Raw genomic sequence first — 17,161 nt, 5'->3', positions numbered from 1 at the left:
GCTCTTCACGCGGCGGAAATCCAGAGTTCGACCGCTGGGACGCAGGGCACTGAATGAACCGAGTACAAAGCACAAGAGTACGATCGCCCAGGCCATATGTTTTCTTTCTTGAGAGTTGCAGAGAACGGTCCGCGTTGAATCAATCTCTATCTTAACCACTCGCACCAGCGACGCCAACAGGCTCAACTAAAGTCTCGCTGGTTGCAGACCCCAGGATCGTATCCAAGGGAAATGCCGCCTGACGAAATAGGGGTGTCGACATGCTCACGGTTTGCCATTTGGCGGATAATTGCCGGGAAAAGTGGATGTAGTCGGCCACCCGCACACCCAGGAAGGCATAGCTTCGCTGGCGAAAATGGAACAGCTTTTCGGGATCGAGGGGTGAGCGGCTCCCAACGATTTCGTAAGCGAATACTAAGAGTGCCAGGCTGGCTGTTCCCAGCTTTTCTTGCCAGCGGGCCATGCTCACCAGATCATCCCACGTAGACCAATTGCGCCAATATTGTTTGTGTTTTTGCCCGGAGGGGAATTGACGTCCCTTAATATCGACAAGCAGAGAGACATTATCCGATGGTGAGACGATATAATCGAGATTCTTGAGTGACCCCTGGGCAATGAGACTCCGCCGCTGTTCGTCGACCGCCACATAGGCCACCCGCTGCTCGCGCAGGTACCCCTCAAAAGCAAGTTCGTAGTGGTTGTTGCGCTTGGCCATGGGATTGAAGTACAGCTTGTGATGAATTAATGAAAGATTAAACGCAGGGGTCGCTGAGGCGCAGAACCTCTCAGAAAAGAATTGAATCGCAACATTCTCCGTAATTCCTCTGCGCCTCCGCGATATCTGCGTCTCAATCTATTCTACGTTTTCCACGAGTTTGTGTTGATACACAAATCCCCCAATAAGCCCCCAATAAGAAGGAGACTATGCTTTGAGAATTTGCAGTATTTCTGCAATCACCGCGGCAGCATCGTCTGATGTCGACGCCGTAGTACTTCCCCCCGAAGAAAGGTCTTTGACTTGGCATTGGCCGGCGGCGAACTCGTCAGCTCCCATGATCAGCGCCACACGAAATCCGCGTCGGTCGGCAAATTGGAGTTGCTTGCCGAGTTTCTTGGGCTCGGGGAAAAATTCTACGCCGATGCCGGCTGCGCGCAATTGGGCTGCGAGTCGAAGATACTCGTTGCGGCGGTCGGCATCGAAGAAGGGCAGGAACACCGGTGCGGGGGTCGATGTTTTTTCGAGAGTTCCTAGCTCTTCCAAAGCGGACAACAGTCGGTCGAGACCCAGGGAGGCCCCCACCCCAGGGAGATGTTCTTTCGTGTAGACTTCCGCGAGATTGTCGTAGCGCCCGCCGCTGCAGACACTCCCGATTCCCGGCAGATCATCAAGAAAAGTTTCCAGCACGGTACCGGTGTAGTAGTCAAGTCCGCGAGCAATACCGACATCGATACGAAATCGCTCGCTGGGGACGCCGACAGCCGCGATTGCATTGCTTATCTCGGAAAGTTCTGTAAGGCCCCGCTCTCCTGTTTCGCTGCCGGAGAGTAGCGGCTCAAGCTGTGCGAGAATTTGATTGTTATCTCCTGAGAGCGAAGCCAATTTCATGATGTCGCGGACCTGAGAGTCACTAGCACCCGCTGTAGTTGCCAACTCCTGTGCAACCACTTCTGCCCCCGCTTTGGCCAATTTATCCAGGGCCCGTAGGACGGAGGTCGATTGTTCGACGAGCCCCAGCTTTTCTAATAGTCCATTGAGCACCCGGCGGTTGTTCCCGTGAATCGTGAATTGCTCGATCCCGATCGCAGAGAAAAGATCATGAACCACCAGCACCATTTCAATGTCGGCAGAGATCGACTCGGTGCCGATCGTGTCGAAATCGCACTGCATGAATTCCCGGTAGCGTCCTCGCTGGGTATTTTCACCCCGCCAGACGTTGGCGATGTGATAGCGTTTGAAGGGAGTCCCTAATTCCTGAATGTGCTGGGCAGCGAAACGGGCTAGGGGGACCGTGAGGTCAAATCGCAAACCAACATCCCGCCCACCGTGATCAGCAAACCGATAAAGCTGCTTGTCGGTCTCGTCACTCCCCTTGCCAGTTAGAATCTCCAGATACTCCAGTGCCGGTGTATCAATGGGACTGAACCCGTAAGAGCGATACACCCTCCGGGCTGTGTCTACGAGCCACTCGCGCGGAATCATCGCCGCGGGCAAATAATCCCGAAACCCTTTTAGTGTGCGTGGTTGAATTTTATCAGGCATGGACGGCAATCATAGAATTAGAACACGGATGAACGCTGATTGGGCGGATGTCCATGGCTGATTTCTTCTACAAGACTGCCAATAGTTCGGGTTTTCGGCTGCGGATACTTTGGCCCTTCTTTTGGATCACTGCCTCGGTGTAATCGAACACCTGCTCGGCCGTCTCGAGGTAGAACTCATAGGTCCAATCGCTTTCGTATTCGCAATTCTTGGTCGTGTAATCGCGACAAATCTGTGGACGGGTTTCGTAGATGCCGCACATATTGTTCTCTTGCAGATGCTTGCAGACGGTATGCACCAACAGATACCAATCATCGTCCTCTTTGAAGACACTTGCCCGTTCGTGGAGCAGGTACCAGCGGATGTATTCAAGATCCTTGAAACTCTCAGGTGTCTCGATCGGCAGGGCAAAATAACGGCAGCACTTGGCCGTGCAGTACTCGCAGAGGACCTTTCCTTCTGGGAGTTCGTCGCGGGGGATCTGGGTAAGTCCGTAACCGGTAGACATGGCAGTGATTCCTGTTTCCGCCGTATGTAATGTAAAAAGAGTAAACTAACAGTTCTGAGGCTGGCTGAAAAGCAGTGAAAGAGTCAATCAAAAGGCCCCGCCTTGCGGAGCATCCGTAGGACGCTTTCCTCCTCGGTCAGTTGCGAGACTTCGCCATGAGTAAACCAACCCACGTCGTGGGATTCTTCGCTGACGGTGATCTGCTGATTGGCTTCTGCCAGAAGAAGAAACCGTACGTCGTGGTGTTCGTGGGCATCTTCGATCAGGTTGCCCGCGGCATCATATCGGGCCGGAATCAGGTGTACGTCTAGATCCAGTGGTACGAGTTCGCCTTTTGTGTGCGGCAATACGAGACTGTTCAGTCCAGTCTCCTCACAGGCTTCTCGCAGTGCCACGTCTTCAACGGCAGTCTCGCCATCTGAATGCCCTCCCGGTTGCAGCCAGCGATCGAGCTTGGCGTGATGGACCAGCAAACACTTCTGGCCGTCGTGCGACAAGATCCATGCGGAACCGGTGATGTGCCCTGGTCGGCAGGTTCGCTCAAAACAGTCTGGAGAGCTTTCCACGAAGTGGCGAATCCGCGCGACAACTTCGGTCTCGTCGGGATAGCGAGCCGTGTAACGGTCCAGGAGTTCCAAAAGTGGTCGGCGATGCATGGAATTGTACTTTGTGCTTCAGTCAATTTGTTATGACCCACTTCGGATCATTTGCATATTTTTCTTGGCGGATTTTTTGGGTGCGTTCTTCAGGCCAGTTGGCGAGAGATTCTGTCGCCTGCCAGCCTGTCGTCAGGGCGGCAACAAGTTGAGCACAACTCAGTGGGAGATTTGTTACGAATTCGCGATGATGTCTGCAAGCACGGTAGTCGGGCTCGCGAGTCGGAGCCGCTAGAAGCTGAGTTAATTGATCGAGATCGAAATCGTACAGCAACGTACCATGATAGAGCAGATGGGTCCGCTTGGCGCGCAGGGCGTTGCCCGAGAACTTTTGCAGTTGAGATTCTGAAGTCCCGACTGCCAGATCGCTCGTGCCAACGACTTGGATCCCCGGCACAAGTAACGTGAGGCAATCCCTGATGCGTTGCAACACAAAACAGTGCGCGCAGTCAATAGACCTCAATTCAGGATATTTTGCGTAACTCAGCACGACGGCCACCATAAGACAGCCTGGCCCGGCGACAATGGTCCCTCCACCACTCGCCCGCCGGAGCACCGGTATTCTTTTCTGACAACACGCTGCCAAATTGACCTCTACCTCCGGATCGCTAGATCGGCCTAGTACGACAAAATGCCGGGCCGGCTCCCACAGACGTAATACCCCGTCTGTGATCTCACCCGCTTCGCAGGCGGCGAGCAGAGCCTCGTCGAGGGCCAGATTTTCCGCGGCAGTCGGCAGGGTGAGTTCCAGTTTCTGCATGGCGGATAGTCAAAGAAAGGAGTTGTTGGTTGCGGCAATGTGCTGAGATGGGATATTCTACGTGGATTACTAGCGCGTCATCATCCCATGGTTTGTCATGTCTTCCAACCCACCTCAATCTTCCTTCGCGAATTCGCCCGACCCTCCCGGACCTACCCCCTTGGGACCTCTCAACGCCGACGAACTGCTTCCTCCCGTCGAGCCTCCCAGTGCCGGCTTCATTCTGCAGTTGTTTGTCATCCCGGCTGTGATTGTACTGGCGGTCGTCCTGTTGGGGATGCTTGTGACCTCACTGGCCAATACGGGAGAGCGAGATCCGGCAAAAATTGTCGCTACCTTGCGGAGCTCAAGCCAAAACCGTTGGCAGGAAGCCTTTGAATTGGCCAACGCCCTGCGTAACGAGCAGCAGAATCCCGAGCTCAAGAACAATTCTGATTTGGCAAGCCAACTGGCACAGTTGCTCGACGAGGAAATCACATCAGGCAACGCCGACGATGGCTCGGTTAAACTCCGCAGCTTTCTCTGCTCGGCCTTGGGAGAATTCCATGTAGACGACGGTGTCGAGGTACTCTTACGGGCGGCCCGTGAGGATCCTGATACCTATGTCCGCGGGTCGGCGATCAATTCGCTGGCGATCCTGGCGGAAGATTTTCGCATGCAGGATCCTCCCCGCGAGATTCAAGACAAACAATTTGTCGATACGTTTGTTGAGCTGAGTAACGACCAGAACGACGCGATTCGTTCCCAGACGGCCTATGCACTGGGAGTTATCACCTTGTCCAATGATTCTGATCCTCGGCTCGATACGGAACTAGAAACTCTCGTCGATGACCTGCACGCCGATGCCCGCTACAATGCTGCCCTCGCGCTGGCACGTCACGGGAATGTGTTGGCCGTGGCAGCAGTGGCAGAAATGGTCGACCTGAAATCGCTCGCTGTGACGACGAAAGACTCCCTCCCCCAAGCGCAGCTTCGCAAACGCAATACGATTATCAAGAACGCGTTGGACGCAGCGGTCGTGATACACGACAAGAATCCCGCTGCGGACTTGTCCCAGTTAAGTTCTGCGGTGCAAAATTTGATCGATGAAGCAGCCGAGCAATCTGAGCAAGTCCCTCCACAATTGGTGGATCGTGCCCAAGAGGTACTGGGGATACTTTCGAACTGATTCGTTAAGACACTTTGTGACCATTGCCGCAATGAGAAAGACCAAATGAAAATCATTATCTGTTCCAGTAAAGAGGAGCTTGGTCGTCAGTCTGCCGAGGAGGGCGCTACGATTCTCCGGCAGGTTCTGGCTGAACAAGGGCAGGCGTCGATCATTGTCGCTACGGGGGCTTCACAATTTGATACTCTCGCAGCCCTGGTGGCCCAGCCAGACATTGACTGGACACGGGTCACTGGATTTCATTTGGATGAATACCTCGGATTGCCAATGACTCATCCAGCATCGTTCCGTGGCTATCTGAAGGAGCGATTCGTCGATCAAGTACCGATCAAAGATTTTCACTATGTGAATGGAGAAGGACTTGACGGGTCGGGCGATGTGCCAGCGGAGTGTGAGCGACTCAGCAAACTCATTCGTGCCCAGCCCATCGACGTTGCTTTCGTGGGCATCGGCGAGAATGGGCATTTGGCGTTTAACGATCCCCCTGCAGACTTCGAGACGGAAGAACCGTACTTGATCGTTGAGCTGGACGAAGATTGTCGTCGCCAACAATTGGGCGAAGGCTGGTTCGACTCACTCGACGCAGTGCCGCGCGAGGCGATCAGCATGTCAATTCGGCAGATCATGAAGTCGCGGCATATCATCTGCAGTGTTCCCGATGAGCGCAAAGCCCAGGCGGTGCGCGATGTCGTCGAAGGACCCGTTACGAATCAGGTGCCTGCTTCCATTCTTCAAGAGCACAGCAACGCCAGGCTGTACCTGGATCCCCCCTCAGCTAGTTTGCTAGAGAATCGGTCATGACGGCTCCTCTGATGAGCGATCGACAAGGTCGTTATATCGACTTGCAAGTCAATGGCTATCAGGGGGTCGACTTCAATAGTGACCAGCTTACTGCCGAGTCGCTGCATCAAGCTTGTGAACATCTAGCGGCGGATGGCATCGCAGGAATACTGGCAACGATCATCACCGACGACATCGAGCGAATGGCTAGCCGCCTGAGTCGCCTGGCGACTCTGCGGGCAGCCGATCCGTTCTCTCAGAGTGTCATTTGGGGATTTCATGTTGAGGGGCCGTTTATTCTTCCAGAGCCTGGTTATGTTGGAACCCATCCTGCCTCGGCAGTACGTCCAGCAAATGTCGATGCCATGCAGCGCCTGTTAGACGCTGCCGAGGGGCTCGTGCGAATCGTCACACTAGCCCCAGAACAAGATGCAGACATGGCTGTCACCCGCATGTTGGCAGCGCAGGGAATATGCGTCGCGGCAGGGCATTGCAATCCGTCACTCGATGAGCTTGATGCCGCGATTGACGCGGGACTCACTATGTTTACGCACCTGGGCAACGGCTGCCCGTTGGAATTGCCGCGGCACGACAACATCATTCAACGTGTTCTGAGTCGTGCTGACCAACTCTGGATTAGCTTCATCGCTGATGGTGTGCATGTCCCTTGGCCTGCCCTGGGAAACTACCTCAAAGTAACAGGTCTGAAGCGCGCTATTGTCGTCACCGACGCCATCAGTGCTGCAGGTTTAGGTCCTGGTAAGTATCAACTAGGCGATCAGTCAGTCGTTGTCGACGAGCAAGGTGCCACTTGGTCAGCGGATCGTTCTCACTTGGCAGGCTCGTCGGCGACGATGCCTCAACTGGAATCCAACCTGCGGCGTGAGATCGGTCTCACTAATGAAGAAGTGTCGCGGCTCATGTTTCACAATCCGCGTAGTGCGCTGAGGTAATAGGGTGGGGCAAGTCGAACGTGCTCCGATCCTTCGAGTAGCTGTCTCGTTTGATGTTGGACCTGCCACGGCGCGGCCAAGTAGCTCAGTCGCGCTTCAAACTTTGCCGGTTGTAGCGACTGCGAAATGTTCGGTTTTCGCTTTTCGTGCTTCTGGTCATTTCACCCATTGCTGGTGGCAAGATTCCTGGACACATTTAATGAAAGGGCAAATGCTCGCTAGCTTCTCTGCATGTTGTTTTTTTGCAACATTGTCGGTGCTAGCAAGTCAATACTTGAGAAGAATTATTTGCCTCGGCGCAGTTTGTCCGCAACACTGTATTAGAGGGTCTTGTTAGTCTAGAAGCGCACGCGGCTTCGGAAATCGTTTCTTTTCCACAAATTGAATCAGGATACTTGGCATGAATCGCCACATTTGTTTAGCGCTGTCTGTTGTTACTTCAATCTGTTGTCAGGCGAACTCCGCATCTGCGCAGTGCGACATGTGCTGTCAGCCGGCATTCACCTTGCAGTGTCAGACCGTGTTTGAAGAAAAACAGGTGACTGCGTTTCGGCTTGAGACAGCGACGCTTTTCGAAGAACGGCAAGTAGTGCGCAAGATTCCTGTCTGGGAAACCCAGCAGCGCGAGCGCCGCTACACGGTGACGCGTCCCGTGACGGAGACAAACATTCGCGAAGAGCGTTACATGGTTTCACGCCCCGTCTATGAGACGCAGATGCGGGACGCCAGCTACAATCAGGTCCGCAATGTTACCGAAACCAGTCAGCGTGAAGAACGATTTACCGTTCAGCGCCAGGTATGGGAGACTGCCGAGCGTGAAGAACGATTTACGGTGATGCGACCCGTGACGGAAACCGTTGAGCAAGAACGCCGCGTTACTGTGATGCGACCTGTGACGCGGATGGAAACACGCTTTGCCGACCAGGGCTGCTTTGTGGATCAGGTGTCCACCGTACCCGGTCAACTCGTGCGGCGCGGCCTTACCTGGATGCCTGCCACGCAAGTGGCTAATCCAGTAACGGGCCAGATCCAAGTGCAACGTCCTGGTCTAGTCTGGGCCAACATCCAGACCCCTCCACAGCAAGTCGTCAATCGAGTCTGGAAACCGAACGTCGTTGCCCAGCAAGTACCCGTGACCACGATGTGTCCCGAAGAAGTAGTCGAAAGGGTACCCGTCCAGGTTTGTCGCCAGGTTCCTGAGGAAGTTGTTCGCAAGGTGCCCGTTCAGGTTTGCCGGACCGTCCAAGAAGAGCAGGTGCGCATGGTGCCGGTGACCACGTGTCGCCAGGTAGTGGAGCGGGTCGAAAAGCAAGTTCCTATTCAAGTATGTAAATTCGTGCAGGAAGAGCGTGTCCGCCAGGTACCTGTGACGGTTTGTCGCTTCGTGCAAGAAGAACGTGTCGAACCCTTCCAGGTGCGTGTATGCCGAATGGTTGAGCAGCAGGAAACCGTGCAGGTTCCTCGAACCGTCTGCAAGAAAGTTCCCGTGACTTACACCATTCGAGTTCCTCGTACGATCATGGTCAAGGTTCCCTGTGGCGGCAGCATTGTCGAGCCAACCACGCCGGCACCATCCCCTGCTCCACTCGAGCCTCAACCAGAAACGGACGCTACCGCCGTCGTCGAAGAATCAACCGAATTGCAGTTGGTTGTGGCAAACGACGAGTGAATCTCATGAGGAATGATGGAACTATGACATTGGTCTTTGCTTCATTCCCACACAGGTAGAGGCCTAGATTTTAGGCGTGTCCTTGTTCTCCCGCCTGAGCGGGAATCGTGAGCAAGTGTTGACAGATGTGTCTCAGAGCCAGAAACTGCAGATCGATTGGACAGACCTTTTGACCTGTGTATGTAGGTTCTCCCCGGATGGCTCACTCACCCCACTTATCGCTCGCTGGCGCAGAAGCGGACACGTCGACTAGTGTGGCTCGTTGGTACACTTCAGCGATGCTTGCTGAGCTGGTAAGCGTGCCGGTTGCTACGATTCGTCGCTGGCAGCGTCAGGGGATCCTTGTGGAGTGTCACTCGGTACGTCGGTTAGCTTACTTTGATTTCACCGAGGTCACGATCGCCCGGCTACTGGCGGCTCTCCTGCATGCCGGTTGTTCGCTTAGATCCATCGATCGCCAGCTTCATGAGTTGCAGCGATACCTGCCTGGGGACGAACGCCCTCTGGCTAACCCGGCGTTGGTTGTGGCGGGTCGCAAGCTGATCTTGCGACGTGGAGACGACCTGAGCGAGCCCGGCGGGCAGTTGCTTATTGATTTCGACGCACAGCCAGTAGCGAACAACACAGAGGCCCTTGGCGAGCCGAATGTACTTTCTCTGGGACGGAATTCGACTGAGGATGCAGCCGAAACTATTTCGCAAAAAGCCGCTGCTAGCGACCTACACTTGACCGAATTACAGCGTGCCGCGCTGGCTTGGGAGGAACAGGGTGAACTTGCGCAGGCGGTAGAAACTTACCGAATGATGCTGGTGGTCGACGGTCCTTCAGCGGACGTGAATTTTGCATTGGCCGATGTGCTCTATCAAATGCGAGATTTGGGGGCAGCTCGGGAACGGTTTTACATGGCCGTAGAGTTGGACGAAGAGTTTGTCGAAGCCCGGGCGATGCTCGGTTGTGTCTTGTCAGAGAACAACGAACTTGAGTTGGCGGTGGCTGCTTTGCAGGGTGCACTGAGCTTTCATCCTGATTATGCCGACGTACATTACCATCTGGCGGGGGTGCTTGACCGGATCGATGAATCAACCACCGCGGAGCAACATTGGCGGAGATTTCTAGAATTGTCTCCCGAAAGTCCTTGGGCCGAAACTGCTCGAGTGCGGCTGGGTATCCGTGTCGTGGAATGATTGGTGTGTTAGCTTCTACCGATTCTGTGGCTTGAACGGTCATTCCCTGCTTGAGCTGTTCCTGTTAAACTAGGTAGATTCCTCGCCCGTGAGGTCATTGCCTGAGGCCTTCGGCACCTGTCTACATAAACCGCATGCCAGAAATTCTTTTCCACTACGAGCGCGTCAATCCCACAAGTTGGGCCTATCTCTCGTCGCTCCTGATGTTGGCACTTTACTTTAAGTTCAATCGCGTTTTCAGCGTGCGAAATCTTGATTTGTTTCTGTTGATCTTGCTGGCTCCAGGATTGCTGTTGGTTCAGTGGTCTTGGGAAAACAAAGGCGTTGCCGAGAACGCATTCCAAATAGAGTACCTTGGGTTCCTGTGGCTGTTGACAGTGGAACTGTTGCTACTCACGAGACTTCTCATCGACAATGCGATGGTCCGAAGGCCACTGTTGGATCCCAACCTCAACGCTGCCGGACTGCTCTTTATGGGGAGCTCATTATTGTTCTTTCTAATGGCCAATGTGGTCACCGGCGAACCGAACATGGAAGACTTGCTTCCGGCGCGACAAACGGAGGAGGTTCGCATCGAGGAAACTACCGGTGAAGAACAAGATAGTTTCGCTACCGATGGGCCAGGATTTTTTCTGCTCTATCGCTTGCCGCGGATTTCAACTCAGACGCTTATCGGTGCCACACCTCAAGCCGAACTTCCAACGACGAAAGAGCTTGATCGTCGCGAGCGGATCATCCAGGAAGCCACGGCCCGCTTCATGGCGATTCTTTCTCATGTGTTGATTGTCGTCGGGATGGTGCTCATTGGTTATTTGCATTTTGAAAACATAACCATGGGTATCTCAGCAGCGACAACCTATTTGTTGCTCCCCTACACAGCGCTGTGGACAGGAAGTGTTGAACACGCCATGCCGGCAGCACTGTTGGTTTGGGCGGTCGTGCTTTATCGTCGGCCGCTCATAGCAGGGATGATGATCGGCCTGGCATCAGGCACGATCTACTATCCAGCTTTTCTAATTCCGCTGTGGTGCAGTTTTTATTGGAACCGCGGAATTAAGCGATTTGTCACCGGAGTGGTGCTGATGATTGGCATCTTGGTACTGACGCTGGCGTTTACGGCGACCGACACGCAACGATTTCTTGATCACCTCTTGCAGATGTTCGGCCTGCGACTCCCGACCACGGCCAACTTGCAAGGAATCTGGCGGTTTTGGAATCCCGTGTTCCGCTATCCGGTGCTAGCCGCATTCGTGGCGCTCTCATTCAGTTTTACGATCTGGCCTTTTCATAAGAGTCTGGCTACGCTGCTTTCTTGCTCAGCGGCTATCATGGTTGGCGCCCAATTCTGGCATGCCTACGACGGTGGCGTCTTCATCGCCTGGTTCTTGCCGCTATTGCTGCTCACGATCTTTCGCCCGAATTTAGAAGACTGCACTGCGTTAATCAAAATCAGCGAAGGATGGTGGAAGGAGCGACAGCGAGCGAAGGGCGGGACCTAGAAATGGGCCTTCTTTTTGATGAGATTCGGCGACTTGTTTCTGAAGATCATTATTTGGTCGGACAACATGCCGCAGAAAGATTAGAGGAACGTGGTATAATGGAGTGGCAGGCAGTCGCAGGACTCCAGGACGGAGAATTAATTACTGAACAACCCAGCAGGAAACCGAATCCTGCTGTTGAAGTTCGTGAGACTCTCCCGGATGGCACTGAATTCAAGGCGGTTTGGTCCCACCTGAGAGAAGCGAGTGTTGCAAAACTTGTGACGATACATTTCTTCGAGCTGGATTAGCTATGAGAATTAGCGGTGAGCGAATAAAACGGACCCGTCTCATTCAGACCGACAAACTGGTTGTCGCTGTCGAAGTTGAAATGGTAGTTCCATCAGAGGATCGCAGTGAACCCTGCTACGAGTCAGAAACGGTCTCATTTTTGAAAGAAGTCAAGGAACGTGCGGAACGACAAGAAATGGATTGGTTGCTGAAGAATGGTAAGGTTTACGCCGCAGTAGGTGCGAGCTAGATTTCTAGCATGTGGATGAGAAACAGCCTGTGTTACATCTTCTGCAAATTGAGACTGTTCTCTGACGAATCGATGACTTTCGCCGTGCGCACTTTTGGCATGGCTTCACATCACACACTCCTCGCTGAAACTCAAGTTACTCGATTCGTTCACATCTTAATCCTTCAGTGCTTTCAAAACGTCGTCTACTCGCACATCTTTGACCAGTTCCACGTGGCCTAACTTGGTTGGCAGCACGAAGCGTAAGCGACCTTCTTCGACTTTTTTGTCACGGCGCATGATTCTTACTAGTTCGTCACAGTCGAAATCGGGGACCGCGGTGGGTAGATAGAGTGCCGTGAGTAGTGCAGTTTGGCGACGCAAGAACTCTTCGTCGATGCGGCCCATGCTGTGGGCCAGTCGGGCAGCGCATTCCATACCGATCGCGACCGCTTCTCCGTGAAGTAGCAAGCCATATTCGCCAGCCGCCTCGAAGGCATGGGCAAAGGTGTGGCCGTAGTTCAGAATGGCCCGCAGGCCGGTGATTTCGCACTCGTCCTGTTCGACGACGTCGGCCTTCAGGCGACAGCAGCGTTCGATCACTCGGGTGAGTACGGCAGCATCGCGGGCATTGATGGGGGCTATGTTCTGCTCGAGATATGCGAAAAATTCAGCATCGAGAATGACTCCGTACTTTACTACTTCTGCCAAACCTGCACGGTATTCGCGGTCAGGTAGCGTGCTAAGCACATCGACATCGATGAGTACCCCGCGCGGTTGCCAAAAAGCACCCACCATGTTTTTCGCGCCTGGAAGATTGATCCCTACCTTCCCCCCCACGGAGCTGTCGACTTGGGCCAAAAGTGTGGTCGGCACTTGGAAGAACTGTAAGCCGCGGGCAAACGAAGCCGCCGCGAAGCCTGCCAGATCGCCCACGACTCCTCCTCCGATGGCTAGCACGATGCTCTTGCGGTCGGTTCCTTCTTCGAGCATCGTCTCCCACAACTCTTGAGCGTTTTCGACGCTCTTCGATTGCTCGCCAGCATCGATGACCAGCACATGGACTTCCCATTCGTCCTCGGCAAGTTGATCACCTAGTTTGTCGGCATACAATGGATCAACTTGATCATCGGTGATAATCACGACATGGGAGCCTTGGCAGCGATCTCGCAGGAAGGGCGAAAGGGCTGCAAGGTTGCCGCTGCCAATCTGGATGTCGTAGCTCCGTTGGTCAAGATTGACGCGGGTGATCAGAAGGGGCTGGGTCACGATAGATCCTTTGGTTGTTAAACGCAGACTACGTGGAGGCGCTAAGATTCGCGGAAATGATTTAGTAGTCCTAACATCTCAGTACGCCTCAGCGCAGAATCTTAACCGACCAACGCCGACGCCCGTTCGATGTCTTCTTCGGTAACATGAATCGTGCGACAAAAACCGGAGTGGACGCGGACGTATTCCAGATTGCTGGCCTCTTCAGGGTGCGCATGCAACGCGGCCGAGAGATGATATTGACGCTCGGGATCAATCTCGTTGTTTTCCGGCCAGATCGTGGAGGTTTCTACCACCAATGCTTCGCGATAGGGATCGAACTTGTCAGCCATGGACTATGGGTTTCCTTCCGGGGGTCGGACTCGTGTGCAAAAGCGCAACACATTTATTACAATGGTGTTAGTATACTGACCCTTGCGGCGCGGGAAAGTCTTGTTGAAAGTGGCCGACTCGATTCAGGAAAATCTGGGGATTATATGAGTTCAGCCATGACTTCTGGAACGAAACTCGTCTCTTTGCTCGCCGTGGTGGCCCTGGCATTGGGGGTCGCTTCCTGGTGGTATCGCTTTGAGTCGGCCCACCGCAGCACGGAGTTTTGGGGACCCACAGCAGCCGAACTGATCGCCCGGCCCTCACAGGTTACTGCGATGACATTGGCAACGAAGCCCGAGGAGGGCGCAGGCGCTCCTACCGAGTCGCTGGACGTCGGCAACGAGCGAGTTGCACTGGTCAACATCCACGATGTCACCGATGTGCCGGGTATGGTCCATCTTAGGAACTCAATGCTGACAGATAGCAATTTCGACTGGACCACTGAGGTTGAGTCGCCCAACTGGGGCTGGTGTCTGCTATTCAGCAATGAGGGACAACAGGCCCGCTTGCTCTTATCTGAAGACTTCTCCGTGGTTGGGCTCCTGGAAGATAGTCATCCCCGAGCGGTAAATTGCCGTCCCATGGCAGAAACGTTGCACAAATACTTCGCGAGCGCAAAATTGTTCGATGCTAGCAGCCAGTCAGAATGATCTGTAAGCACAGTTGGCGAGCTTCTATACTCCGCCTCCAATTTTGAGCAAGTTCATTTGAGGATGCATGCCATGAGATCGATAGCGATCATCAACCAAAAAGGGGGCGTTGGCAAAACCACCACAGCAGTCAATCTGAGTGCTGCGCTGGCTGATCGAGGCCTGCGCGTCGGGTTGATCGACATGGATCCTCAGGCCCATGCTTCTCTGCATCTAGGACTCGCGCCAGAACCAGATCGTCAGACCGTTTATGATTTGCTCACGAGCGACGTGAAGCTTAAAGACATTTGGCAAGAGGCTGGTGCGAATCTGAGCGTAGCTTCTTCACACATCGATTTAGCAGCCGCCGAAGTGGAGCTGGCGGGAGTGGTTGGCCGCGAGTTGATTCTGCGCGACAAACTGGCCGACACCTGCGAGGAATTTGATTATGTGCTTATCGATTGCCCCCCTTCATTGGGTATCTTGACGATCAACGCGCTTTCGGCCGTCGATGACGTGTTTCTTCCCTTGCAGCCACATTTTCTGGCATTGCACGGTTTGAGCAAATTGCTCCAAACGATCAACCTGGTTGCACAGCGACTCAACGATCGACTGCGGCTTGCCGGGGTTCTCTTTTGCCTCTTCGACTCAGGTACGCGTCTTGCTGCCGAAGTATCCGCAGATGTAGAAGCATTCTTTCAAGATGCCCGCAGTAAGCCGGGCATCTGGCAAGAAGTGCATCTATTTGAGACCCGCATTCGCCGCAATATTCGCTTGGCGGAGGCCCCAAGTTTCGGCCAATCGATCTTTAAATACTCCCCTCAGTCGGCAGGCGCCGCGGATTACCTTGCATTGGCAGATGAGATGCTAGCTCTATCAGCCGGGCAGAGGTCAACGCTCCTGAATCTGCAGCGAGCGGCTTAAGTGAATCGGCAACGCCTTGGGATTACAATTCCCAGGCTTTCTTACAGATGTCGCTTATGACCTCTCTGTGGCAGGACCGAGGTCGGGACGCCCCGGCTCACTGGTTTCCTGATGCCGATTAGGTAAACTTTGCCGGCTTGGGAAAGTCTACCTGTTAGAGTTTAACGATTGCGCCGGTCGCACCTCTTGTGCACAAAAATTCCTTTGTGCAGCCCATTTCAATTTCGAACTTTTCCGCCTGTATCGGTCGATTGGAATGTAGGGCGGAGACTACTTGTCCGCCGACTGTCCAGTCGAAGCTTGCCGTCATCAATTAACGGCAAGCCGCTCTGCACGTTCCCCCAAAAGGACTTGGGCCCAAACGGATTTGGGATTCGATAAATCGCAAAGGAGACAAGCGAATGAAACTCTCGGCTATCAATTTGAAAGGGCTGGCCGTGTTGGCTGCGGTCCTGGCCGTCTCAACTGGAAGCGCTGTAGCACAGCAGTACGCGCCTTACGGCTATTCCTCACAACCATCCCAACAGACTAATGTTCCGCAATACACAGCGATGGTTCCTCAGCCAAGTGGTGCTAAGACGCCTTCCTACATGGAATCAGTTCCTCCTGGTCCAATGCAGCGGGCTCCGCAGCCTGCTGCCCAGTCGGCACCGATGCAGCCCGGCTATCGGGTAGCCAGCGCCCAGGCTGCTCCTCAACCCCAACCTGAAGCGAATCCTAGCTATGAGAGCTACACCGCTGGATGCGCAACGGGAAACTGTGGCGTTAATTACGACACCCTTAATGGCGGCTGTAGTCCCTACAATTGCGCGGGCGACGTTTCATACGGATGCTGCAATCCTTGTGGACCTCGCTGTCATTGGTTCGGCGGCGTTTATGGATTGCTCATGGATCGTGTGAACTGCAGCAATTCGCCACTTGCTTTCGTGACCACGACGCCCGGTGTTGGCTACTATCCTACCGATACAGAAATCGTGATGACTTCGGCTGATCTCGACACTAACATTCAAGGGGGTGCTGAATTCCGCTTCGGTGCGACCTGTAGTGCCTGTGGTGGCTGTGGTGGGTACGGTGGCTGTGGTGATTGCGGTTGCAGCTGTGGCCCACTCGCTTGGGAAGCGGCCTACTGGGGTCTGGCTGAGGAAACTGAAACGGCCACGATTACTGATGTTTCTGGTGATGGCTCCCGAACTTACGGCATGATGGATTTCCGAGGTCTGGTCTACAACGGCCGCCCCGTAAATGATTATTTTGACTATGGTCCACCGACGACTGACAATACGACCCCTCAAGACATCGAAATTCGCCAATTAACGGCCAGCAATAGCTTCTCAGCCCAGAATCTGGAGTTGAATCTACTCCGGTTGCCATTGATGGGTGGGGGATGCATGAGCTGTGGGCTGAATGATTCTTGCGGTGGTGGGGCCTGTAGTGCCGGCTGCGGCGGCTGTGGAGGCAACTTTTGTGGGCCTCGCTGTCAACTGACCTCAATGATTGGTTTCCGTTACATGCGGTTCGATGAGGATCTCTATTACCGTAGCGACTTTGAATGGATGACGGACGGCACCTTTGGCTACTTAGGTTACAACGTCGAGGCTGACAACAACTTGATCGGTTTCCAAATCGGCTCCAATGGCCTGTACTACATGGGTTGCAGTGGTCGGTTTGCCTTGCAGTGCGGTACAAATGCTGGTATCTACGCCAATCACATTGAAGTGAATCAATGGATGAATTTCCCGATTGGTGGAAGTACTCCAATTGTTAATCCAACTGGAGAACCTTTCGTTTCTTCCTCGGACACGGATGAGGTCGCCTTCTTGGGCGAACTTCGCCTAGGTGCCAGCTACCAATGTTCGTGCAACTGTCGGTTCTATGCAGGTTACCGTGCGTTGGGTGTCACCGGTGTTGCTCTGACAGCCAATCAGGTTCCTGGGGCCTTCACTAGCCTTGGACAGATTGGCTACATCAACTGTAATGGCTCGCTCTTCCTGCATGGATTGCAGAGCGGTTTCGAGTTCTGCTATTAAGCAC

At 53.9% G+C, this 17,161-nt stretch carries 18 protein-coding genes; 11 read left to right on the top strand and 7 right to left on the bottom strand.

Annotation, left to right across the window (positions count from 1 at the left end; translation table 11 throughout):
- Nucleotides 1-151: 151 nt before the first annotated feature.
- From Pla144_RS04235 to Pla144_RS04215, 5 genes are all read right to left on the bottom strand, one after another.
- Nucleotides 152-715: an HYExAFE family protein gene (locus Pla144_RS04235; RefSeq protein WP_146448048.1), complete on the bottom strand. Its 564-nt coding sequence runs from the start codon at nucleotides 713-715 to the stop codon at nucleotides 152-154.
- A 207-nt stretch (nucleotides 716-922) separates the two neighbouring features.
- Nucleotides 923-2,260, bottom strand: a complete 1,338-nt coding sequence (gene hisS / locus Pla144_RS04230) for a histidine--tRNA ligase (RefSeq protein ID WP_146448047.1) — start codon at nucleotides 2,258-2,260, stop codon at nucleotides 923-925.
- A gap of 67 nt (nucleotides 2,261-2,327) precedes the next feature.
- Nucleotides 2,328-2,768: a YkgJ family cysteine cluster protein gene (locus Pla144_RS04225; protein WP_146448046.1), complete on the bottom strand. Its 441-nt coding sequence runs from the start codon at nucleotides 2,766-2,768 to the stop codon at nucleotides 2,328-2,330.
- An 83-nt stretch (nucleotides 2,769-2,851) separates the two neighbouring features.
- Nucleotides 2,852-3,424: an NUDIX hydrolase gene (locus Pla144_RS04220; RefSeq protein WP_146448045.1), complete on the bottom strand. Its 573-nt coding sequence runs from the start codon at nucleotides 3,422-3,424 to the stop codon at nucleotides 2,852-2,854.
- Between the two features lie 22 nt (nucleotides 3,425-3,446).
- Entirely contained in the window at nucleotides 3,447-4,184 is a 738-nt protein-coding gene (locus Pla144_RS04215) for a lipoate--protein ligase family protein (protein ID WP_146448044.1), read from the bottom strand.
- A 97-nt stretch (nucleotides 4,185-4,281) separates the two neighbouring features.
- Between Pla144_RS04215 and Pla144_RS04210 the strand changes: the two genes are divergently transcribed.
- The 8 genes from Pla144_RS04210 (at nucleotide 4,282) to Pla144_RS04175 (ending at nucleotide 11,957) form a co-directional block, all read left to right on the top strand.
- The gene (locus tag Pla144_RS04210) at nucleotides 4,282-5,352 is read left to right on the top strand and encodes a HEAT repeat domain-containing protein (RefSeq protein ID WP_146448043.1); all 1,071 of its coding nucleotides are present in this window, start codon (nucleotides 4,282-4,284) and stop codon (nucleotides 5,350-5,352) included.
- 45 nt (nucleotides 5,353-5,397) lie between these two features.
- Complete coding sequence (locus tag Pla144_RS04205) at nucleotides 5,398-6,153, top strand: glucosamine-6-phosphate deaminase (RefSeq protein ID WP_146448042.1); 756 nt, start codon at nucleotides 5,398-5,400, stop codon at nucleotides 6,151-6,153.
- A complete protein-coding gene (locus tag Pla144_RS04200) occupies nucleotides 6,150-7,085 on the top strand; it encodes an N-acetylglucosamine-6-phosphate deacetylase (RefSeq protein WP_197530373.1) in 936 nt (311 codons plus the stop codon). The genes Pla144_RS04205 and Pla144_RS04200 overlap by 4 nt, the downstream gene beginning before the upstream one ends.
- A gap of 400 nt (nucleotides 7,086-7,485) precedes the next feature.
- The gene (locus Pla144_RS04195) at nucleotides 7,486-8,754 is read left to right on the top strand and encodes a hypothetical protein (RefSeq protein WP_146448041.1); all 1,269 of its coding nucleotides are present in this window, start codon (nucleotides 7,486-7,488) and stop codon (nucleotides 8,752-8,754) included.
- Between the two features lie 197 nt (nucleotides 8,755-8,951).
- Entirely contained in the window at nucleotides 8,952-9,938 is a 987-nt protein-coding gene (locus Pla144_RS04190; protein ID WP_146448040.1) for a MerR family transcriptional regulator, read from the top strand.
- A 134-nt stretch (nucleotides 9,939-10,072) separates the two neighbouring features.
- Nucleotides 10,073-11,437, top strand: coding sequence for a hypothetical protein (locus Pla144_RS04185; RefSeq protein ID WP_146448039.1), 1,365 nt, complete (start codon nucleotides 10,073-10,075; stop codon nucleotides 11,435-11,437).
- Between the two features lie 2 nt (nucleotides 11,438-11,439).
- Complete coding sequence (locus Pla144_RS04180; protein WP_146448038.1) at nucleotides 11,440-11,727, top strand: DUF4258 domain-containing protein; 288 nt, start codon at nucleotides 11,440-11,442, stop codon at nucleotides 11,725-11,727.
- 2 nt (nucleotides 11,728-11,729) lie between these two features.
- Entirely contained in the window at nucleotides 11,730-11,957 is a 228-nt protein-coding gene (locus Pla144_RS04175) for a hypothetical protein (RefSeq protein ID WP_146448037.1), read from the top strand.
- A gap of 156 nt (nucleotides 11,958-12,113) precedes the next feature.
- Here Pla144_RS04175 and aroB read toward each other — a convergent pair whose 3' ends face one another.
- Nucleotides 12,114-13,205, bottom strand: a complete 1,092-nt coding sequence (gene aroB, locus Pla144_RS04170; RefSeq protein ID WP_146448036.1) for a 3-dehydroquinate synthase — start codon at nucleotides 13,203-13,205, stop codon at nucleotides 12,114-12,116.
- A gap of 101 nt (nucleotides 13,206-13,306) precedes the next feature.
- Complete coding sequence (locus tag Pla144_RS04165) at nucleotides 13,307-13,537, bottom strand: hypothetical protein (RefSeq protein WP_146448035.1); 231 nt, start codon at nucleotides 13,535-13,537, stop codon at nucleotides 13,307-13,309.
- A gap of 156 nt (nucleotides 13,538-13,693) precedes the next feature.
- Between Pla144_RS04165 and Pla144_RS04160 the strand changes: the two genes are divergently transcribed.
- The 3 genes from Pla144_RS04160 to Pla144_RS04150 all read left to right on the top strand — a co-directional run bounded on the left by Pla144_RS04160 (nucleotide 13,694) and on the right by Pla144_RS04150 (nucleotide 17,157).
- Nucleotides 13,694-14,227, top strand: coding sequence for a hypothetical protein (locus Pla144_RS04160; RefSeq protein ID WP_146448034.1), 534 nt, complete (start codon nucleotides 13,694-13,696; stop codon nucleotides 14,225-14,227).
- A 72-nt stretch (nucleotides 14,228-14,299) separates the two neighbouring features.
- The gene (locus Pla144_RS04155; protein ID WP_146448033.1) at nucleotides 14,300-15,130 is read left to right on the top strand and encodes a ParA family protein; all 831 of its coding nucleotides are present in this window, start codon (nucleotides 14,300-14,302) and stop codon (nucleotides 15,128-15,130) included.
- Between the two features lie 401 nt (nucleotides 15,131-15,531).
- Nucleotides 15,532-17,157: a hypothetical protein gene (locus Pla144_RS04150; protein WP_146448032.1), complete on the top strand. Its 1,626-nt coding sequence runs from the start codon at nucleotides 15,532-15,534 to the stop codon at nucleotides 17,155-17,157.
- The last annotated feature ends 4 nt before the right edge of the window (nucleotides 17,158-17,161 follow it).

The sequence above is a fragment of the Bythopirellula polymerisocia genome, from assembly GCF_007860015.1.
Lineage (GTDB): Bacteria > Planctomycetota > Planctomycetia > Pirellulales > Lacipirellulaceae > Bythopirellula > Bythopirellula polymerisocia.
This window is presented reverse-complemented; position numbering and strand designations above follow the sequence as displayed.

Bases quoted from the DNA above. Each gene is read 5' to 3' on its own strand.
- Pla144_RS04235 (WP_146448048.1), bottom strand. From the start codon at position 715: ATGGCCAAGCGCAACAACCACTACGAACTTGCTTTTGAGGGGTACCTG.
- hisS (WP_146448047.1), bottom strand. From the start codon at position 2,260: ATGCCTGATAAAATTCAACCACGCACACTAAAAGGGTTTCGGGATTAT.
- Pla144_RS04225 (WP_146448046.1), bottom strand. From the start codon at position 2,768: ATGTCTACCGGTTACGGACTTACCCAGATCCCCCGCGACGAACTCCCA.
- Pla144_RS04220 (WP_146448045.1), bottom strand. From the start codon at position 3,424: ATGCATCGCCGACCACTTTTGGAACTCCTGGACCGTTACACGGCTCGC.
- Pla144_RS04215 (WP_146448044.1), bottom strand. From the start codon at position 4,184: ATGCAGAAACTGGAACTCACCCTGCCGACTGCCGCGGAAAATCTGGCC.
- Pla144_RS04210 (WP_146448043.1), top strand. From the start codon at position 4,282: ATGTCTTCCAACCCACCTCAATCTTCCTTCGCGAATTCGCCCGACCCT.
- Pla144_RS04205 (WP_146448042.1), top strand. From the start codon at position 5,398: ATGAAAATCATTATCTGTTCCAGTAAAGAGGAGCTTGGTCGTCAGTCT.
- Pla144_RS04200 (WP_197530373.1), top strand. From the start codon at position 6,150: ATGACGGCTCCTCTGATGAGCGATCGACAAGGTCGTTATATCGACTTG.
- Pla144_RS04195 (WP_146448041.1), top strand. From the start codon at position 7,486: ATGAATCGCCACATTTGTTTAGCGCTGTCTGTTGTTACTTCAATCTGT.
- Pla144_RS04190 (WP_146448040.1), top strand. From the start codon at position 8,952: ATGGCTCACTCACCCCACTTATCGCTCGCTGGCGCAGAAGCGGACACG.
- Pla144_RS04185 (WP_146448039.1), top strand. From the start codon at position 10,073: ATGCCAGAAATTCTTTTCCACTACGAGCGCGTCAATCCCACAAGTTGG.
- Pla144_RS04180 (WP_146448038.1), top strand. From the start codon at position 11,440: ATGGGCCTTCTTTTTGATGAGATTCGGCGACTTGTTTCTGAAGATCAT.
- Pla144_RS04175 (WP_146448037.1), top strand. From the start codon at position 11,730: ATGAGAATTAGCGGTGAGCGAATAAAACGGACCCGTCTCATTCAGACC.
- Pla144_RS04165 (WP_146448035.1), bottom strand. From the start codon at position 13,537: ATGGCTGACAAGTTCGATCCCTATCGCGAAGCATTGGTGGTAGAAACC.
- Pla144_RS04160 (WP_146448034.1), top strand. From the start codon at position 13,694: ATGACTTCTGGAACGAAACTCGTCTCTTTGCTCGCCGTGGTGGCCCTG.
- Pla144_RS04155 (WP_146448033.1), top strand. From the start codon at position 14,300: ATGAGATCGATAGCGATCATCAACCAAAAAGGGGGCGTTGGCAAAACC.
- Pla144_RS04150 (WP_146448032.1), top strand. From the start codon at position 15,532: ATGAAACTCTCGGCTATCAATTTGAAAGGGCTGGCCGTGTTGGCTGCG.